The 16,224-nt window shown below is 41.8% G+C and carries 17 protein-coding genes; 11 read left to right on the top strand and 6 right to left on the bottom strand.

The annotated features are described in order from the left end of the window. Positions 1-120: 120 nt before the first annotated feature. The 4 genes from hutU to ABDZ91_RS01755 all read left to right on the top strand — a co-directional run bounded on the left by hutU (position 121) and on the right by ABDZ91_RS01755 (position 5,909). On the top strand, positions 121-1,782 hold the full coding sequence (gene hutU / locus ABDZ91_RS01770) for a urocanate hydratase (protein WP_425541774.1): 1,662 nt from the start codon (positions 121-123) through the stop codon (positions 1,780-1,782). A 429-nt stretch (positions 1,783-2,211) separates the two neighbouring features. Next, positions 2,212-3,522, top strand: coding sequence for an imidazolonepropionase (gene hutI, locus ABDZ91_RS01765; protein WP_343795776.1), 1,311 nt, complete (start codon positions 2,212-2,214; stop codon positions 3,520-3,522). Then, positions 3,495-4,496: an agmatinase family protein gene (locus ABDZ91_RS01760; protein WP_343795775.1), complete on the top strand. Its 1,002-nt coding sequence runs from the start codon at positions 3,495-3,497 to the stop codon at positions 4,494-4,496. The genes hutI and ABDZ91_RS01760 overlap by 28 nt, the downstream gene beginning before the upstream one ends. A gap of 84 nt (positions 4,497-4,580) precedes the next feature. Then, a complete protein-coding gene (locus ABDZ91_RS01755) occupies positions 4,581-5,909 on the top strand; it encodes a YjiH family protein (RefSeq protein WP_343795774.1) in 1,329 nt (442 codons plus the stop codon). Between the two features lie 50 nt (positions 5,910-5,959). Here the strand turns inward: ABDZ91_RS01755 and ABDZ91_RS01750 are convergent, their stop codons facing one another. Then, positions 5,960-6,415, bottom strand: a complete 456-nt coding sequence (locus ABDZ91_RS01750; protein WP_343795772.1) for a hypothetical protein — start codon at positions 6,413-6,415, stop codon at positions 5,960-5,962. Between the two features lie 104 nt (positions 6,416-6,519). Between ABDZ91_RS01750 and ABDZ91_RS01745 the strand changes: the two genes are divergently transcribed. Continuing rightward, entirely contained in the window at positions 6,520-6,891 is a 372-nt protein-coding gene (locus tag ABDZ91_RS01745) for a hypothetical protein (protein WP_343795770.1), read from the top strand. Here ABDZ91_RS01745 and ABDZ91_RS01740 read toward each other — a convergent pair. Next, a complete protein-coding gene (locus ABDZ91_RS01740) occupies positions 6,866-7,381 on the bottom strand; it encodes an acyl-CoA thioesterase (RefSeq protein ID WP_343795768.1) in 516 nt (171 codons plus the stop codon). The genes ABDZ91_RS01745 and ABDZ91_RS01740 overlap by 26 nt on opposite strands. Positions 7,382-7,429: 48 nt before the next feature. Further along, the gene (locus tag ABDZ91_RS01735) at positions 7,430-7,852 is read right to left on the bottom strand and encodes an SRPBCC family protein (RefSeq protein WP_343795766.1); all 423 of its coding nucleotides are present in this window, start codon (positions 7,850-7,852) and stop codon (positions 7,430-7,432) included. A gap of 237 nt (positions 7,853-8,089) precedes the next feature. On the opposite strand from ABDZ91_RS01735, the gene ABDZ91_RS01730 reads away from it, so the two are divergent. Beyond that, entirely contained in the window at positions 8,090-9,073 is a 984-nt protein-coding gene (locus ABDZ91_RS01730) for a M23 family metallopeptidase (protein WP_343795765.1), read from the top strand. 33 nt (positions 9,074-9,106) lie between these two features. After that, positions 9,107-9,346: a glutaredoxin family protein gene (locus tag ABDZ91_RS01725; RefSeq protein WP_343795764.1), complete on the top strand. Its 240-nt coding sequence runs from the start codon at positions 9,107-9,109 to the stop codon at positions 9,344-9,346. A gap of 53 nt (positions 9,347-9,399) precedes the next feature. Here the strand turns inward: ABDZ91_RS01725 and dnaN are convergent, their stop codons facing one another. Continuing rightward, on the bottom strand, positions 9,400-10,509 hold the full coding sequence (gene dnaN / locus ABDZ91_RS01720) for a DNA polymerase III subunit beta (RefSeq protein WP_343795763.1): 1,110 nt from the start codon (positions 10,507-10,509) through the stop codon (positions 9,400-9,402). Positions 10,510-10,757: 248 nt separating this feature from the next. Here dnaN and ABDZ91_RS01715 point away from each other — a divergent pair, with 248 nt between their 5' ends. Together ABDZ91_RS01715 and ABDZ91_RS01710 are read left to right on the top strand one after the other, a co-directional pair. Then, positions 10,758-11,219, top strand: coding sequence for a chemotaxis protein CheX (locus ABDZ91_RS01715; RefSeq protein ID WP_343795762.1), 462 nt, complete (start codon positions 10,758-10,760; stop codon positions 11,217-11,219). Between the two features lie 251 nt (positions 11,220-11,470). After that, positions 11,471-12,466 carry an LCP family protein gene (locus ABDZ91_RS01710; RefSeq protein WP_343795761.1) on the top strand — a complete coding sequence of 332 codons (996 nt, stop codon included), beginning with the start codon at positions 11,471-11,473 and terminating at the stop codon, positions 12,464-12,466. A gap of 52 nt (positions 12,467-12,518) precedes the next feature. Here ABDZ91_RS01710 and ABDZ91_RS01705 read toward each other — a convergent pair whose 3' ends face one another. Beyond that, positions 12,519-13,511 carry a phosphotransferase enzyme family protein gene (locus ABDZ91_RS01705; RefSeq protein WP_343796170.1) on the bottom strand — a complete coding sequence of 331 codons (993 nt, stop codon included), beginning with the start codon at positions 13,509-13,511 and terminating at the stop codon, positions 12,519-12,521. A gap of 570 nt (positions 13,512-14,081) precedes the next feature. Between ABDZ91_RS01705 and ABDZ91_RS01700 the strand changes: the two genes are divergently transcribed. Further along, on the top strand, positions 14,082-15,056 hold the full coding sequence (locus ABDZ91_RS01700) for a ring-cleaving dioxygenase (protein ID WP_343795759.1): 975 nt from the start codon (positions 14,082-14,084) through the stop codon (positions 15,054-15,056). A gap of 10 nt (positions 15,057-15,066) precedes the next feature. Continuing rightward, complete coding sequence (locus ABDZ91_RS01695; protein ID WP_343795757.1) at positions 15,067-15,237, top strand: hypothetical protein; 171 nt, start codon at positions 15,067-15,069, stop codon at positions 15,235-15,237. Positions 15,238-15,632: 395 nt separating this feature from the next. Here the strand turns inward: ABDZ91_RS01695 and ABDZ91_RS01690 are convergent, their stop codons facing one another. Next, complete coding sequence (locus ABDZ91_RS01690; RefSeq protein WP_343795755.1) at positions 15,633-16,169, bottom strand: hypothetical protein; 537 nt, start codon at positions 16,167-16,169, stop codon at positions 15,633-15,635. Between the last annotated feature and the right edge of the window lie 55 nt (positions 16,170-16,224).

Raw genomic sequence — 16,224 nt, 5'->3', positions numbered from 1 at the left:
TATTTTACTAGATTACTAGAGTGAAAATGTGCATGTATTCATAAAGAATTCACCTATTTCTGCAACTTGATGGGGAGTACAATTGAATTGTCAGAATATTTAAGGACGAGGTGAATGGGAATGAATCAAACAGATAAAAGAGTAATTAAAAATTATAGAGGTACAGAACTACATGCTAAAGGGTGGGTCCAGGAAGCTGCCTTAAGGATGTTGATGAACAATTTAGATACAGAGGTCGCGGAAAGACCAGAGGATTTAGTGGTATATGGTGGGATTGGAAAAGCAGCACGGAATTGGGAATCCTATGACGCCATTGTGAAAACGTTGCATGAGCTAGAGTCTGATGAAACATTACTCGTCCAATCAGGTAAGCCAGTTGCTGTTTTTAAAACGCATAGCGATGCTCCAAGAGTGCTTATTGCGAATTCAAATCTAGTACCAGCTTGGGCAAACTGGGATCATTTCCATGAGCTCGATAAAAAAGGCTTGATGATGTACGGCCAAATGACGGCAGGAAGTTGGATTTACATTGGGAGCCAAGGGATTGTACAAGGTACGTATGAGACATTTGCAGAGTGTGCACGTCAACATTTTGGAGGGAGTTTGAAAGGAACCATTACTTTGACAGCGGGTCTAGGAGGAATGGGAGGAGCTCAGCCACTAGCCGTTACGTTAAATGGTGGTGTGAGCATCTGTATTGAGATTGATCCAACACGCATTCAAAAGCGTTTAGATACGAAATACTTAGATGTGAAGGTAGATAACTTAAACGATGCGATTAACACAGCATTGGAAGCAAAACGAGAAGGCCGTGCTTTATCCATTGGGCTACTTGGAAATGCAGCTGAACTTTTACCTGAAATGATTAAAAGAGGGTTCATTCCAGATGTGTTAACAGATCAAACATCCTCACATGATCCATTGAATGGCTACGTGCCAGCAGGAATGAGCTTAGAGGAAGCAGCAGAGCTTCGTGATGTGGATCCAACTGAGTATGTGAAGCGTTCTAAAAAGAGTATTGCTGATCATGTCCGTTCGATGTTAGAGATGCAAAGAAATGGCTCAGTTACTTTTGACTACGGAAATAATATTCGACAGGTTGCAAAGGATGAAGGGGTTGAAAATGCCTTTGATTTCCCTGGATTTGTCCCTGCTTATATTCGTCCTCAATTTTGTGAAGGAAAAGGACCTTTCAGATGGGTGGCATTATCCGGAGACCCAGAGGATATTTATAAAACAGACGAGGTTATTTTACGAGAGTTTAGTGATAACAAGCATTTATGCAACTGGATTAAGATGGCGCAGGAAAAAATTCAATTCCAAGGCCTTCCTTCCCGCATTTGCTGGTTAGGGTATGGTGAGCGTGCTCGCTTCGGAAAAATCATTAACGATATGGTAGCGAGTGGAGAGTTAAGTGCTCCAATCGTCATTGGACGTGACCACTTAGATTCTGGTTCTGTGGCTTCACCAAACCGGGAGACAGAAGGGATGAAAGACGGAAGTGATGCGGTTGCCGATTGGCCGATTCTAAATGCGTTGGTGAATGCAGTTGGAGGAGCAAGCTGGGTTTCCGTTCACCATGGTGGTGGAGTAGGAATGGGATACTCCTTGCATGCCGGTATGGTCATTGTGGCTGATGGTACGAAGGAAGCCGAGGCACGACTCGAACGAGTGTTGACGACTGACCCTGGTATGGGAATCGTACGTCATGTGGATGCGGGTTATGACCTGGCGAAGAAGACGGCGAAGGAAAAAGGTGTACGGATTCCGATGATGGATTAGGAAGATGATGAAGGGCCGGTTGTGGGGGGATATTATTTTAAAGTAGTAACTGGAAAGTAACGGGGTGCGACCGGAAGTATTGCGGAGCAACCTGGAAGTGAGAGGTGGTGACTAGAAAGTAAGAGTCACCACCTACACATATGTGGGTCCGTATGGCACATAGAGTGCGGAGAAAGGCACATAGAATGAGCGGGACGGCACATAGAGTGCGGAGAAAGGCACATAGAATGAGAGGGACGGCACATAGAGTGCGGAGAAAGGCACATAGAATGAGCGGGACGGCACATAGAGTGCAGAAGAAGGCACATAGAACGAGTGGAACGGCACATAGAGTGCAGAAAACGGCACATAAAAGGGCACAACTGTCCCATAAAACAAAAATCGCCACATCCCCTACCCCACAAAAAACCCAAAGACAAGGAGGATTCCATGACAAAAACCAATACAAAACCAATGTTTATAAGAAATGCCAGCCAACTAGTGACGTTAAAAGGAGGTTCAGAGTCTCCTAGAGTCAAAGAACAAATGGAAGAGCTTCATATTATTGAAAACGGCAGTGTGTGGATTGAAAATGGAAAGATTGAGGACGTCGGCACTGATAAGGAGCTGTCGGAGAAATATAGTTCTAAACTAAATCAAGCCCAGCATATAGATGCGACTGGGAAACTAGTAACACCTGGATTCGTTGATCCTCATACACATCTTGTTCACGCGGGTACAAGAGAAAACGAGTTTAATATGAGACTTCAAGGTGCTTCCTACATGGATATCATGAATGCAGGTGGAGGTATTCATTCCACGACGAAAGCAACAAGAGAAGCGTCGCACTCTCAACTATATAATGAGAGCTTTGCTCGACTGAATCGATTCCTTAAACAAGGGGTCACAACAGTGGAAGCGAAAAGTGGCTATGGACTTTCACTTGAGCATGAAATGAAGCAGTTGGAAGTAGCGAAAAAGCTAAATGAGACACATCCGATTGATATTGTGAGTACGTTCATGGGAGCTCACGCGGTTCCAGCCCAATATAAGGAAAATCCAGATGAGTTTGTCGACCTTGTCATTTATGAAATGCTACCGAAAGTGGCAGAGTCAGGGCTTGCGGAATTTAACGATGTATTTTGTGAGCGTGGGGTTTTTACGCCAGATCAATCTAGACGCATTTTGGAAGCGGGTCTGAACCTTGGTCTTCTTCCAAAAATTCATGCGGATGAGATTGAGCCATATGCTGGAGCTGAGCTAGCAGCCACTCTTGGTGCAGTGTCAGCAGATCATCTACTGAAAGCATCTGATGAGGGAATTCGCCAAATGGCGGAAGCGGGGGTTATCGGCGTTCTTTTACCTGGAACAGCCTTTTTCCTAATGGCTGAATCTGCAAATGGACGAAAAATGATTGATGAGGGAGTGGCAGTCGCCCTATCAACAGACTGTAATCCAGGTTCATCTCCTACTGTATCGACACCGCTCATTATGAATTTAGGCTGTCTAAAAATGGGGATGACCCCGGCGGAAGTGTTGACGGCAGTTACGATTAACGCTGCGCATGCGATTAAGCGAGGTCATGAAGTGGGAAGCATTGAGGTTGGGAAAAAGGCGGACATGAACATCTTTAATGTTCCAACTTACATGCACCTTCAATATATGTACGGAGAAAACCATATCAACACGGTTATTAAAAACGGCCAAGTCGCCATAAGCGGAGGGAATCTAGTATGTCAGGATACCCATACCCACAATTAAAACCACCTAGTTTTACATGGCATCGACCAGAAGAAGTAGCAGAACCGAAAGTCCATGAATGGATTCAATCGATAGATCTCAATACTGCTCATTCCATCGATTGGGGCAAGTACGATATCACAATCATAGGGGTTCCACTTTCTAGGTCCTCCATTAGCGCATCGGCAGCAAGCGAAAATCCCGATGCGCTTCGCAGGGCTTGGAAGTACTTCACCACTTACAATTTGGATTATGATGTGGACCTCACGAGCCTGAAGGTAGTCGATTTAGGAGATGTGAAACAGCATGTCACAGACATTGCTACGTGTCATCAAAATATTACTGACGCTATGGTGAGCATGCGGACCCATCATCCACACACACTTCCGATGACAATGGGCGGCGACCACTCGATTACGGCAATGCTTGTAAAAGGATGGAAGAAAGCTCACCCGAATGAGCGAGTAGGAATTTTACAATTAGATACACATTTTGACCTTCGTGACCTTTCTGATAATGGTCCTAGTAATGGAACCCCAATTCGAAACCTGATTGAAAGTGGGACGATTCTAGGGGAGGATGTGTACAACATCGGGTTACATGGATTTTTTAATGCAAAATCCTTAAAGCAGTATGCAGATGAAGTAGGTGTGAACTACACCACGTTGCGAGAGGCGAGGAAAAAAGGGATTGAAACAGTGATTCAGGAGTCCTTGCTAGCTCTCGAGAAAAAAGTAGATACCATTTACTTAACGGTTGATATGGATGTGCTTGATATTGGAGTGGGGCCAGGCGCACCAGCTTCCACACCGGGTGGTATGAGAACAGATGAACTTTTTGAGGCCGTTTACATAGCGGGACAACACCCAAAAGTGAAAGCAATGGACCTTGTTTGCTTAGATCCTTTCAAAGATGTAGGTGAGGCAACTGTAAAAGCGGGGGTTCATGTCATGCTCTCGTTCATGACCGGATTTGCCATAAGGAATATTAAATAGTGATTGCATAACGGGGTGGGGAATCATTCCTTCTCCTCGTTCGTAATAAAGGTTCAGAATATTAAAATAAAAGGAGGAAAACAAATGGCTAACACAAATGTAACCCCAGAAAAAACACCTCAAGTCAATTCATCAACTGGTATGGTAAAGTTTTTCGTTTTTAGCTTAATTGGTATTTTTATGTTCTTCATTCCGATTACCATCAATGGTAGTAAAACGATTCCGCTAGACCATGTCGTCACCTGGATTCGAAACACAGCACCTGAACTCACACCTTATTATGCAGCACTAGTTATATTACTCGGAGCCATCTACCCGTTTTACAAGAAAACCTGGAACAAGAACAAGGTAGAAATTGTTTTTTCAATTTTCAAGGTATTAGGATTTGTAGCGGCTGCATTCCTATTATTTAAAACAGGTCCATCGTGGTTACTAGATCCAGATATCGGTGTGTTTTTATTTGAGAAATTAGTCATTCCTGTTGGTTTATTAGTTCCAATTGGGTCTATTTTTCTAGCGATGCTCGTTGGTTATGGCCTCATTGATTTTATTGGAGTCTTAGTGCAAAAAATCATGAGACCGGTTTGGAAAACACCGGGACGCTCAGCAATTGATGCTGTTGCCTCGTTTGTAGGTAGTTATTCCATTGGATTGCTCATCACCAATCGAGTATTTAAAGAAGGAAAATACACGGTAAAAGAAGCGACTATTATCGCAACTGGTTTTTCAACCGTTTCAGCCACATTCATGATAGTTATTGCAAAAACGCTAGGTCTTATGGAAATTTGGAACTTATATTTTTGGACGACACTGGTTGTGACGTTTTTAGTAACAGCGATTACGGTTCGAATATGGCCACTTTCAAAAGTGAGTGAAGATTACTACACGGAAGAGGGACAGCCTGAAGAGGTTGTAAAAACGAAGGTGTTTCAAACAGCTTGGTCCAAAGCAATCACAGCAGCTGAAAACTCGCCTTCATTTGGGAAAAATATTTGGGATAACCTCCGTGATGGCTTTGTGATGACGATGAGTATTTTACCGTCCATTATGTCTGTGGGTTTGTTAGGACTACTTCTAGCAGAATTCACGCCAGTATTTGATATCATCGGATATATTTTCTATCCATTCACTTTATTGCTGCAAATCCCAGAGCCTTTATTGGCGGCCAAAGCAGCAGCTGTGGAAATCGCAGAAATGTTCCTACCAGCTCTCTTAGTGGTGGATGCCCCATTGGTGACTAAGTTTGTTACAGCTGTCGTATCTGTATCATCCATTCTGTTTTTCTCAGCGACGATCCCATGTATCCTTTCAACAGATATTCCGGTGAGTATTCCGAGACTATTAGTGATTTGGGTTCAACGGACAATATTAACGCTGATTTTAGTAACGCCAATAGCGTTTTTATTCCTGTAAAAGTAAAAACTCCAGGCCGCCTTGGGTCTGGAGTTTTTGTATGTATGTTTTTATTTTTCTTTTTTAATGGTAAGCCACAGTCCAAACAGCGTAAAAATTAATGCAAAAATGCCGGCTGTAAAAAGCATGAACTGAATGCGTAAACCTTCTGCTCGGAGATACTCAGGGATTTCTCCAGACTCAATGAAATGTAATTGCGAGTCATAATAATTGGCGGTATCATTGATCAGTTTAATGAAAGTAACAACCAGAATGACGGTCATCGTACCATAAATGACGTGTCTTAAATTCACAGCGATCACTTTATTTGACTGGTCCGAATCGCGGAAAAATATAAGGTAGGCTACCAAAAAGCCAATTAGTAGAAAGATAAACGCAAAAAATACATAAGATAATAATCGAAATAAGTTCTCTGTACCGGTGAGTACGTAGCTTGCCGTAAAAATGAATATCCCTAAAAGAATGACGAGGATAAAAAGGTCTATCGATCTCTCTGTCTTATTCACTGGAAAACTCCTCCTTTCAGTTTATAATTATAGCAAAAATAAACAGAAGTAGATTGTTGCAATAAAAGAAAGTACGATGGTCCTAAAATCCTAGTATCCATTGAATGACTGTTGGATTTCCAATAGAATCGGCAATGGTAAACCTGAGTTATCCGAAGTTTGGAGGAGTTTATCCGAAGTTAGAAGGGGTTTATCCGAAGTCAGGAGGAGTTTATCCGAAGTTAGAAGGGGTTTATCCGAAGTTAGAAGTGGTTTATCCGAAGTTAGAAGTGGTTTATCCGAAGTTAGAAGTGGTTTATCCGAAGTTAGAAGTGGTTTATCCGAAGTCAGAAGGTGGTTATCCGAAGTTAGGCTGCAGTTATCCAAAGGCAGCTGATTGTTATCCAAACTCAGCTAAGTACTTGTGTTATTTGAACCGACCAAACAAAAAAGATGCCACAAAAGTAGCATCTATTCCCAAGGCTTATTTAAAGTAAGATACCCAGCTAGCTTCTTACTCTCAATTCTGCGGTTTTTTCGTACCTGTGCTCTTTGATCTCCCGTTTCGTGTAACTTCTTTTCTTCTTCTGTTTGAGGTACTACCTCTGGCACTGCAAAAGGTTGTCCATTTTCATCTAAAGCAACAAACGTAAGGAAGGCTGTTGCTGCGATGTGACGTTCACCTGACATGAGATCCTCTTTAATGACTTTCGCAAAAACCTCCATGGACGTCCGACCAGTCCAGGTAACGAAGGATTCGATACATACAGAATCTGTAGGGAGAATGGGCTCCAGAAAGTCGACTGAATCGGTAGAAGCCGTTACCACTTCTGCACGACAATGACGTCTTGCGGCAATGGAAGCAACTCCGTCAATACGTTTCATCAGCACACCACCAAAAAGGGTGTTGTGGTTATTTGTATCATTCGGAAGAACGAGGTCTGTATGAACGACTCTAGATTCTTTACAATATTTTTTCTCACTCATTTTGTACACCATCCTAGTGACTAATTCATTCTTTTAGTATGAACGAGCTTATTGCTCACAATACTGTTTTAAATTATCAAGCTGCTTTTTCGCCAGCTTTTTGGTAAAAGAGGAAAAGAGTATCCCAATTATTTTAGCAAAAAAGGATTTATACCTTACTTCGTAGTATTGAATAACATGAGTAGATGCCCCATAACCTTGAAGCTCGTATCCAATTCTCATATCAAAAGCTTTATGAGTAAGCTTGTAAGAGAAGTGCGTAGGCCCTTCTATTTTCTCGATGACACCATGATATACATTGGTGCTTTTCCCTTCCTTTTGTTGTTGAGTAAACGTCGTACCCCGTTTAACTGGACCATTCATTTGTATAGACATGATTTCATCCATCCATTGTGTCCGGTGGTTAGCTTCAACAATTCGCTCAAAAACAGCTGCCTGATTTTTTTCAATCGTAATTTGATTGCGGATCATCGTCATCCTCCAGAGATTTAGTAGTTTCATTATAAGTGGAAAGGAAAATTTATGAAAGGTTTAGTGAAAGTAGTTGGTTTTTAGAAAAAAATGGTCCTGCCCGTGCCCTCACCATTCTTTTATTGTCGCATAAGTAAATAGTATCGGACCAATATTGCCTGAAAAGCGTACAATATAAATAGGATTCGGCATTTGAAATGGTAAATGAAAAAAAGGAGGAGAAAGGAGAGGAACAAGATGTTTATTCGACCAACAGACGTAACTAGGGTAACACAAGGATTCCGCCGCTCAAACCAAGGGAGTCACTTTGGAGTGGATTTTGCTGCGCCAGGAACACATGAAATTGTAGCTGTAGCAGATGGTACTGTAACTCGTTCCTATCGGTCTGCATCCTATGGTGAGGTTATTTTTATCGTACACTCCATTGATGGTCAAACGTGGGAAACGGTTTATGCCCACCTCCGCACAGGCTCAAGGAGAGTACAAACCGGAGATAGAGTGAGACAAGGTCAAGTAATTGGGATTATGGGAAGTACAGGGAACTCCACTGGCCAGCACTTACATTTTGAGTTGCATAGAGGCAGATGGAATATCAATAAAACCAATGCAGTGAGCCCATTACCGTATTTAGATGATGCACCTGTGCAATCACCACCTGCTCCTGCCCCGAGCCCATCTCCAACACCAGTTACAGGAGAGTCCTATATTGTTCTTCCTGCGAATAGTGACTCTTGGAGAGTGTATCCGTTAGGGGTAGCACCAGTAGTAGGGAATGAAAAAGGATTATTAAATCCACAAAAGTTTGGTGGGCTTACGTATCGAATTTTAGGGAAAACGCAAGATCATGTATATATCATTGAAACGGCAGACTTCGGAAGAGTTCAAATATATGGTCATCCGTCCACTGGAGCAAGAGTTACATCACAGCCACAATCACCGCAACCTACGCCACAGCCTACACCACGACCAACTCCACCACCGACTTCATCAAGGGAAAGAAGACTTATATTACCTTCAGCATCTACTTCATGGAGAGTATATCCATTAAACGTGGCTCCGGTTGTCGGGAATGCCATTGGATTTTTGAACCCAAGTAAGTTCGGAGGGCTAACCTATACGATTCTAGGCAACCCGCAAAAAGATGTGTATACTATTGAAACAAGAGATTTTGGTAGAGTGAATATATATGCGGCTCCTTCAACAGGGGCTAGAATACAGTAGGCTACCTCTTAATAAATGAAGGGGGTGATGAGGATGCCAAACATCACCGTTTATACAACGTCTCAGTGCCCTTATTGTGTGATGGTGAAAAATTTCTTGAATGACGAGGGACTGACCTTTAAAGAGGTGAATGTTCAGCGAAATCAGCGAGAGGCACAGAGGCTTGTAAAAGAAACTGGGCATATTGGTGTCCCGCAAATTAATATCGATGGGCAATGGGTTTTAGGGTTTGACCCGGAATCGATTATGAAGCTTGTTCAAAAAGAAGGGTAACAAAAGGCTGTTCCATAGAGGAGCAGCCTTTTTGGTGCTACCGCTTAAACCCTTTAATACGACCTCACCGGAAGAATAAGCTGTAAAATATCTTCATCATCGGGAGAGGTGATAATGATTGGACGCATGGCCCCGGTGAAGGAAATTGTAATGGTGTCACCATCATGCGCTTTTAGGGCATCTGCCATATATTTGGCGTTGAAAGAAATATTGGTTTCCTCACCTGTTATGGAAGAAGTCTCAACATCCTCGATCAATTCCCCTACTTCAGGGGATTGAGAGATAATGCGTACTTCCCCGTTAGCGTTTGAGATAAATTTAACGACATGGTAGTTTCCAGCTAGTAGTAAAGACCTTTTCATTACTTGTGAAAAGGACTGAGTAGATAAAGACATCTTCATCTTATACTCATTGGTAATAAAGCGAGTAATATCCGGATAGGCACCTTCTAGTAATCTAGTATGGAAATGAAGATGGGGTAGCTCGAATAACATTTGACTAGAATTCGTTTTCATGGTAATGATTTCATCGGTATCAGGTAGTAAGGCATACAGCTCCTGTAAACTCTTCCCTGGAATCACGATATTAAACGGGCTACTTTCGGGCACCTGAACTTTTCGTAAAGCTAAAAGATGGCTATCCGTAGCAGAACACACAAGTTCCTCATTCTGTAGCCTCCAATTGACTCCGGTTAAAATTGGACGTGTCTCTGAAGATGATACGGCAAAAACCGTTTGTCTGATCAAGGTCCTCAATAACTGTGATGGTAAATAAAAGCTATAATCAGTTTCCCACTCTGGAAGACGAGGGTATTCTTCAGCATTCATTCCATTAAGCTTGAACTCGGACTTCCCTGAGCGGATGACTGCCTTTAAATTTGATACGATAAGATCGATAGGACCTTCTGATAGGTTCTTTACAATTTCTGAAAAAACTTTTGCCTGAAGTGCTATGGCACCTACTTCCTTGATCTCCACCTGCTCACTTTGTGGTAATACTGTCTGTATGGACATTGTAGAATTACTTCCTGTTAGCGTTAATCCCTCTAGGTCTGCAGATAATTTTATAGTCGTTAAAATCGGCAGGGGCGTTTTGGAAGAAACCGCACGCATCACATCTTGTATTTTTTTGACTAGTCCCTCTTTTTGAACTGTAACTCTCATTTTTTCTCCCCCTTAAATTCCCCATTATCTATTACTATTATAACGAACATACATTCGCTTAAGATATGATTTTTTTTGAAAAAAGTGAATAATATCAATTTGCTGAATCAAAAGTCCTATAGACTGATTGGTCAATAAATGTTGTAATTAGTCCTAAGGAACTGGTAGATTTGTATAAAAAATGTATAAAGTCTATCATTTTCCATTTAAGAAGTGGTAATGAAGTAGGGGGAACAGGGGGGACTAGCATGATTGGAACAAAAACTAGGACAAGTCAAAACATAAGTGAAATATTTAATGAAGCCATATCTTCTTTAAAAAATGTGGTTCCATTAAATCATTCAATTGGAAAGCCTACTCTTATTGAAGACTCCATTCAAATCGGATTTGGAGTACTCATCGGAGTGACGGGGGATATGAAAGGAAAACTAGTTTTTGCCGGTGACACCTCAATCTTTAGCTCAATTGGGGAAGCTATGTTTGGAATGCCTTTAGAGGGAGAAATGTTGACATCCTTTAGTGGTGAATTAGGCAATATGATTGCTGGTGGATTTTCTACTAACATTGTTCATAGAGGTGTTCAAACAGACATTACCTCTCCAACGATTATGGACGGGAACTCAAAAGTGACGGGATTCAAATATGCCCTTCGAGTGGATGTGGGGTTTGAACAAGCTGGAGAAATGAATGTTTATTTGTTAGTGGATTAATGGATGGGAAAGACTCGTCTACTGTAAACATCAGTGGAACGAGCTTTTTTGTGTTAGACCAAAATCAGGTAAGAAAGCCAAAAAAATCCTTCATATTGTTTTATCCAAGCTTAACATGGGTATCTATCACCTTAATGAAACTTAATCTGTTTTAATACGTCTAATACTTATAGAGTTCTTGCGAATTTTGTCGTTTTGGTATAATAAGAGAAAGATAGGTAAAACAGTAAAGTTTTGACAGAGGTGTTCATATGGAAAACAACCGTATAGATAAATTAGTAAAACGAAAGAAAAAGAAGAAACGCTGGGCCATACTGCTTGCTGCTTTATTATTCCTTGTAGGAGGAGCAGGTATTATGGCGTCGGGCTTTTGGGGAAGCATTTATCAAGAGCGAGACCCACTCGATGAAGACTTAAAAGAGGCTATTGAAAATAAGAAAAATGAATTAGGCTCAGACAGCTTACTAACAGATGATCAGTTTAAGGAAAAACGGAAAAAAGATGGTATTTTCACAGTCTTGCTACTCGGAGTAGATACGGATGATGCGAAGGTTGGACGTACGGATACAATGGTTGTGGCCATTGTCGATCCGAAAGATGATGAGATTTCACTCGTCTCCATTCCTCGAGATATGCGTGTCGAATTGATTGGCCGTGGTGAATGGGGGAAAATTAACAGTGCGTATGCATGGGGCGGCATTAACATGACCATTGCAACCGTGGAGCACTTTTTAGAAATTCCAATTGATTATTATGCAACGGTTGACTTCGAAGGGTTTAAGTCATTAGTAGATGCCATTGGCGGTCTAGAAATGAACGTAGAGAAGGATATGACCTTCTGGGATCGTTTATCAAAACAATATGTTAGCCTTCAAGCAGGCCAGCAAACCCTAGATGGCACAAACGCTCTCCATTATGCGCGTTATCGTGGAGATGCTGAAGGAGATTTTGGTCGTAACCGTCGCCAACAACAGGTGATCAAGGCCATTATTGATCAGACCATTGATCTTCGTAACGTGACGAATATGAAAGAAATTATTGATGCGCTTGGAGATAATGTGCGTACGGATATTGGTTTTACCAAAATGGTCAGCATGGCTAGCAGCTTAAAGATGTCTGGAAGTGCAGTGGAACCTATTGAATATAAAGCGAAACCCGCCAATATCAATGGAGGATCCTACGTTGTCATAGATGATGCTGAGCTTGAGAGATTAAAAGAAGTGTTAGAGGATAAATTGAAGAACTAGGATTTATTAGAAAAAGCAGGTGACAGAAAGTGTCGCCTGCTTTTTCCAGTTTTTAGTTCGTAACTCTCACAAACCCTTGCCTGTAAGCATTGATCTTAGCCTGTAATTTTTGTATCAATCCATTCAGCCAATCTGGATGCTCTTGATGTTCATCGAGATCAACTGCTCGCAACAACCGTGCAAAGGTATAAAGCTTGTGCATCCGTGTAAACTGGGGAAGCTCTTGAATCAACTTATCATCTACGTCCGTCATTCTACGATAACCCTCCATAAACGAGAGAAAACTAGCATGCTCTAAATCTAACTTGTTTTCAAACATATCACGAAGGGCAAAGGCGATGTCTGCAACAAACCAGTGATAGACAGAGTCATCGAAATCAATGATTCCAACCTGGTCTTCGTTCCATAACAAATTGTCTAACTCAAAATCAAAGTGTATGAGCCCATAGGTTTCGTTAGTAACAGGAAGAGACTCTGCCCATTGAGAAAGGTCATCCAACTCTAGCCATGCAGCCGTCTCGGAAGGGGAGAGGTTTTCTCTTATAAAAGTCAGTTGGTCCTTCCAACTCGGACGATTTAGGTCACTCGTCTCTGGACATTCTTTTAAAGTCTGATGTAACTGGCCGAGCGTCTCCCCCCACTTTGTAAATTCTGCATCAGTAAGTGCTTCGAATTCAGGGTGAGTTCCTTTAATAATGGTAAATACTGAAGCATGGTAAAGTCCCAAATCAGTTTCAACACTTTCTACTAACTGACCATTCATCGATTGTACGGGTTCTGGGACAGCTAAGCCTTTATCTTTTAACAGTTGGAGAAGGAACAACTCCGCTTTTATCTGTTCAACCTTGCGTTCAGAATCCTCATTAAAACGCAGAATGAACCTTTCATCCTCTCTTTGAAACACAAATAAGAAATTGGCACTCCCCCGAATATACCGGGTAGACCCTTTATCAGCGCCCCAGCAATCAGCAATTTTATCAGCTACTGGACTCTTCCAGCTTTCGTCAATCGTTTGTACCAAGTTTTTCATTACACTTAATTTCATCAATGTACAGCACCTCGATTTAGTCTAATTATTAAATTATTTAATACTCTTTGGTATTCAAATCGAGTGCTCTTAGGAAAATAGCTAGCCTCTTCACATAAAAAGATGTGCTACTCCGACTTCGACTTGACCACCAAGGATTTCCCAGTTCCATAAAACTTCTTTAGCTTCATTCTTTAATGAAGAAATAATGTGATAGGGTACCGCCATGGTGATCACCCCCTTTAAGATTCATATAGTGAGAAATCTCTCTCTATTCAGATATAGCATATAATTGGAAATTTTGGTAGCAAATATAAAAAAGCTCCTACCACTTGTTAGGTAGAAGCTCTCTTACGTTAGTCAATGATTGCGGAATAAAATAAATATCCTACACTAAACGTAACAACTGCTAGGGCTGATATATAAATCGCCCACTTTTTCATTTAAATGGCCCCCTGAACTGCTTTCTTTTTGTTTTTTTAAATATGATTTAGTACGATAATCTTATCTTTCTAGATTATTCCATTGAATGAACAAAATATTAGACGAATCTTTTGGGGAAAAAGTCACACTTTGGAGGAAAAAAATATGAAAATTAAAGGAATCCATCATGTTTCAGCCATTACAGCTGATGCAGCACGTAATTATAAGTTCTATACGGAAACGCTAGGGTTACGATTAGTGAAAAAAACAGTGAACCAAGATGATACGTCTGTTTATCACCTGTTTTATGGGGATGAAAAAGGAAATCCGGGCACCGAGCTCACGTTCTTTGAGCTTCCTATGGCTGCCCGAACACATGAAGGAGTCAATAGTATTTCTTCCATCTCTTTAAGGGTAGCGACAGATGCAGCTCTTGATTATTGGGTTAATAGGTTTGACGAATATGATGTAGAGCATGAAGAGATTAAGGAACGAGCTGGTAGAAAAACATTAGCTTTTAATGACTTTGAAGGGGGGCGGCTGGTGCTAGTTTCAGATGAAAACAATAAAGGAGTGGCCGGTGGGAGGCCTTGGGATCGAAGTCCTGTTCCTGTTGAATACGGTATCTTAGGACTAGGTCCCGTTCAGCTGACAGTACCTGTTGCAGCCCCTACTGAGCAAGTTTTGGTAGATGTACTAGGCTTTCGTGAGGTAGGGACTTTCCCTGCGTACCAAGAAGGCCAACGAGATATTCTTGTGTACGAGTCAGGGGAAGGGGGGACAGGTGCGGAGGTCCATATAGAGGAACGAACTGATTTACCGCCAGAACGATTAGGTCGAGGTGGTGTTCACCATGTTGCATTTCGTGTTGAGGACGACCAGGAACTGCGTGAATGGATTGAAAAAGTTAGTCAAGCACGCTTCCCGAATTCAGGATTTGTCGACCGTTTTTACTTCCGTTCTTTGTACTTCAGGGAGAGAAACCGAATCCTCTTCGAACTAGCCACCGATGGTCCAGGCTTTGATACAGACGAGGATATCAATCACCTAGGCGAATCCTTAGCCTTGCCGCCATTTTTTGAAGATCAAAGAGAGCAGATTGAAGCTAAGTTAAAACCGTTGGATACAAAGAAGGGGTAGATAGCGGAACGTGGGGAACGGGAGTCTGTTTGACACCCGAAAACCGGCATTTGGTAAAAATAACGGAACGTATGTCCGTTGGATTGCTGACAAAACAATGAAGTGGACACAGATTCCGCTATTTGGGCAAACCAGGGACATTTCAACTGTTAAGCGGACAGAGGATCCACTATTTGCCTAAAATGGAATGGAAAACCCCCTAAAAATGGTGAATAGCGGAACGTGAGTCCGTTTGGTACACGAAAAACCGGCATTTCGTAAAAATAGCGGAACGTATGTCCGTTGGGTTGCTGACAAAACAATGAAGTGGACACAGATTCCGCTATTTGGGCAAAAAAGGACAGTTTCAACTGTTAAGCGGACAGAGGATCCGCTATTTGCCTAAAATGGGTTGGAACCCCCCAAAAAATGGTGAATAGAGGAACGTGGGTCCGTTTGGTACCCGAAAAACCGGCATTTCGTAAAAATAACGGAACGTATGTCCGTTTGATGACTCTAGTAACATCAGTAACGAATAAATGCTTTGCCCTAATTATCGGCACCCAAAAAAACTGCACCCTATCCGGTGCAGTTTTTTTATGTCTGATTGATCCCATCAATTACCCAGCGGTCATCCTTCCTGACAAAGGTTATAACCAACTCGAACTCCCCATGGAGCTCACTCGAATGTTGTTGAGTAGCACGATATTCAGACTCACTTAGTTTTTCAAGATTATAATCCTGTTCTTCATCCAGCGTAACCGGGCCATCCATAGCCTTTACGTAGACGCCGTCGCCCTTTTCCTCGAAACGGAGATCAACGACTTCACGCGCAAACTCTTCCGATAAAAACTGACTGGATTCTTCTATCAACTCTTCTTTTGAAGAGAACTGTTCCACTCTTAGGTTGTCATCCGCCTTAAAAGTCCCCTTTGCATAAGCCAAGTCACTATATTGACTCATAAGCTCATCTACAGCTGGAGGCTCTGTTTCTTGTTCCGTCTCAGTCAAATGATCTTGATGTTCTTCCGTTTCAGATAGGTTGTCCTCCGTGTTTTCAGGAGGTGCATCCTCTTGAGCACATGCAAGTAATAGAAACGGAATGGCAATTAAAGTGTACATCCATCGTTTCATTCATATCCCTCCTAAAGAAAAGCTATATTTTACCTTTCCCGAAAAGTGAGGAATC

The organism is Bacillus carboniphilus (genome assembly GCF_039522365.1).
GTDB lineage: Bacteria > Bacillota > Bacilli > Bacillales > JC228 > Bacillus_BF > Bacillus_BF carboniphilus.
Note: the sequence above shows the minus strand (reverse complement) of the source record. Positions and strands in the feature narration are given on the sequence as shown.

Coding starts and splice junctions, on each gene's coding strand:
- hutU (WP_425541774.1), top strand. CDS start 121: ATGAATCAAACAGATAAAAGAGTAATTAAAAATTATAGAGGTACAGAA.
- hutI (WP_343795776.1), top strand. CDS start 2,212: ATGACAAAAACCAATACAAAACCAATGTTTATAAGAAATGCCAGCCAA.
- ABDZ91_RS01760 (WP_343795775.1), top strand. CDS start 3,495: ATGTCAGGATACCCATACCCACAATTAAAACCACCTAGTTTTACATGG.
- ABDZ91_RS01755 (WP_343795774.1), top strand. CDS start 4,581: ATGGCTAACACAAATGTAACCCCAGAAAAAACACCTCAAGTCAATTCA.
- ABDZ91_RS01745 (WP_343795770.1), top strand. CDS start 6,520: ATGACTGTTGGATTTCCAATAGAATCGGCAATGGTAAACCTGAGTTAT.
- ABDZ91_RS01740 (WP_343795768.1), bottom strand. CDS start 7,381: ATGAGTGAGAAAAAATATTGTAAAGAATCTAGAGTCGTTCATACAGAC.
- ABDZ91_RS01735 (WP_343795766.1), bottom strand. CDS start 7,852: ATGATCCGCAATCAAATTACGATTGAAAAAAATCAGGCAGCTGTTTTT.
- ABDZ91_RS01730 (WP_343795765.1), top strand. CDS start 8,090: ATGTTTATTCGACCAACAGACGTAACTAGGGTAACACAAGGATTCCGC.
- ABDZ91_RS01725 (WP_343795764.1), top strand. CDS start 9,107: ATGCCAAACATCACCGTTTATACAACGTCTCAGTGCCCTTATTGTGTG.
- dnaN (WP_343795763.1), bottom strand. CDS start 10,509: ATGAGAGTTACAGTTCAAAAAGAGGGACTAGTCAAAAAAATACAAGAT.
- ABDZ91_RS01715 (WP_343795762.1), top strand. CDS start 10,758: ATGATTGGAACAAAAACTAGGACAAGTCAAAACATAAGTGAAATATTT.
- ABDZ91_RS01710 (WP_343795761.1), top strand. CDS start 11,471: ATGGAAAACAACCGTATAGATAAATTAGTAAAACGAAAGAAAAAGAAG.
- ABDZ91_RS01705 (WP_343796170.1), bottom strand. CDS start 13,511: ATGAAATTAAGTGTAATGAAAAACTTGGTACAAACGATTGACGAAAGC.
- ABDZ91_RS01700 (WP_343795759.1), top strand. CDS start 14,082: ATGAAAATTAAAGGAATCCATCATGTTTCAGCCATTACAGCTGATGCA.
- ABDZ91_RS01690 (WP_343795755.1), bottom strand. CDS start 16,169: ATGAAACGATGGATGTACACTTTAATTGCCATTCCGTTTCTATTACTT.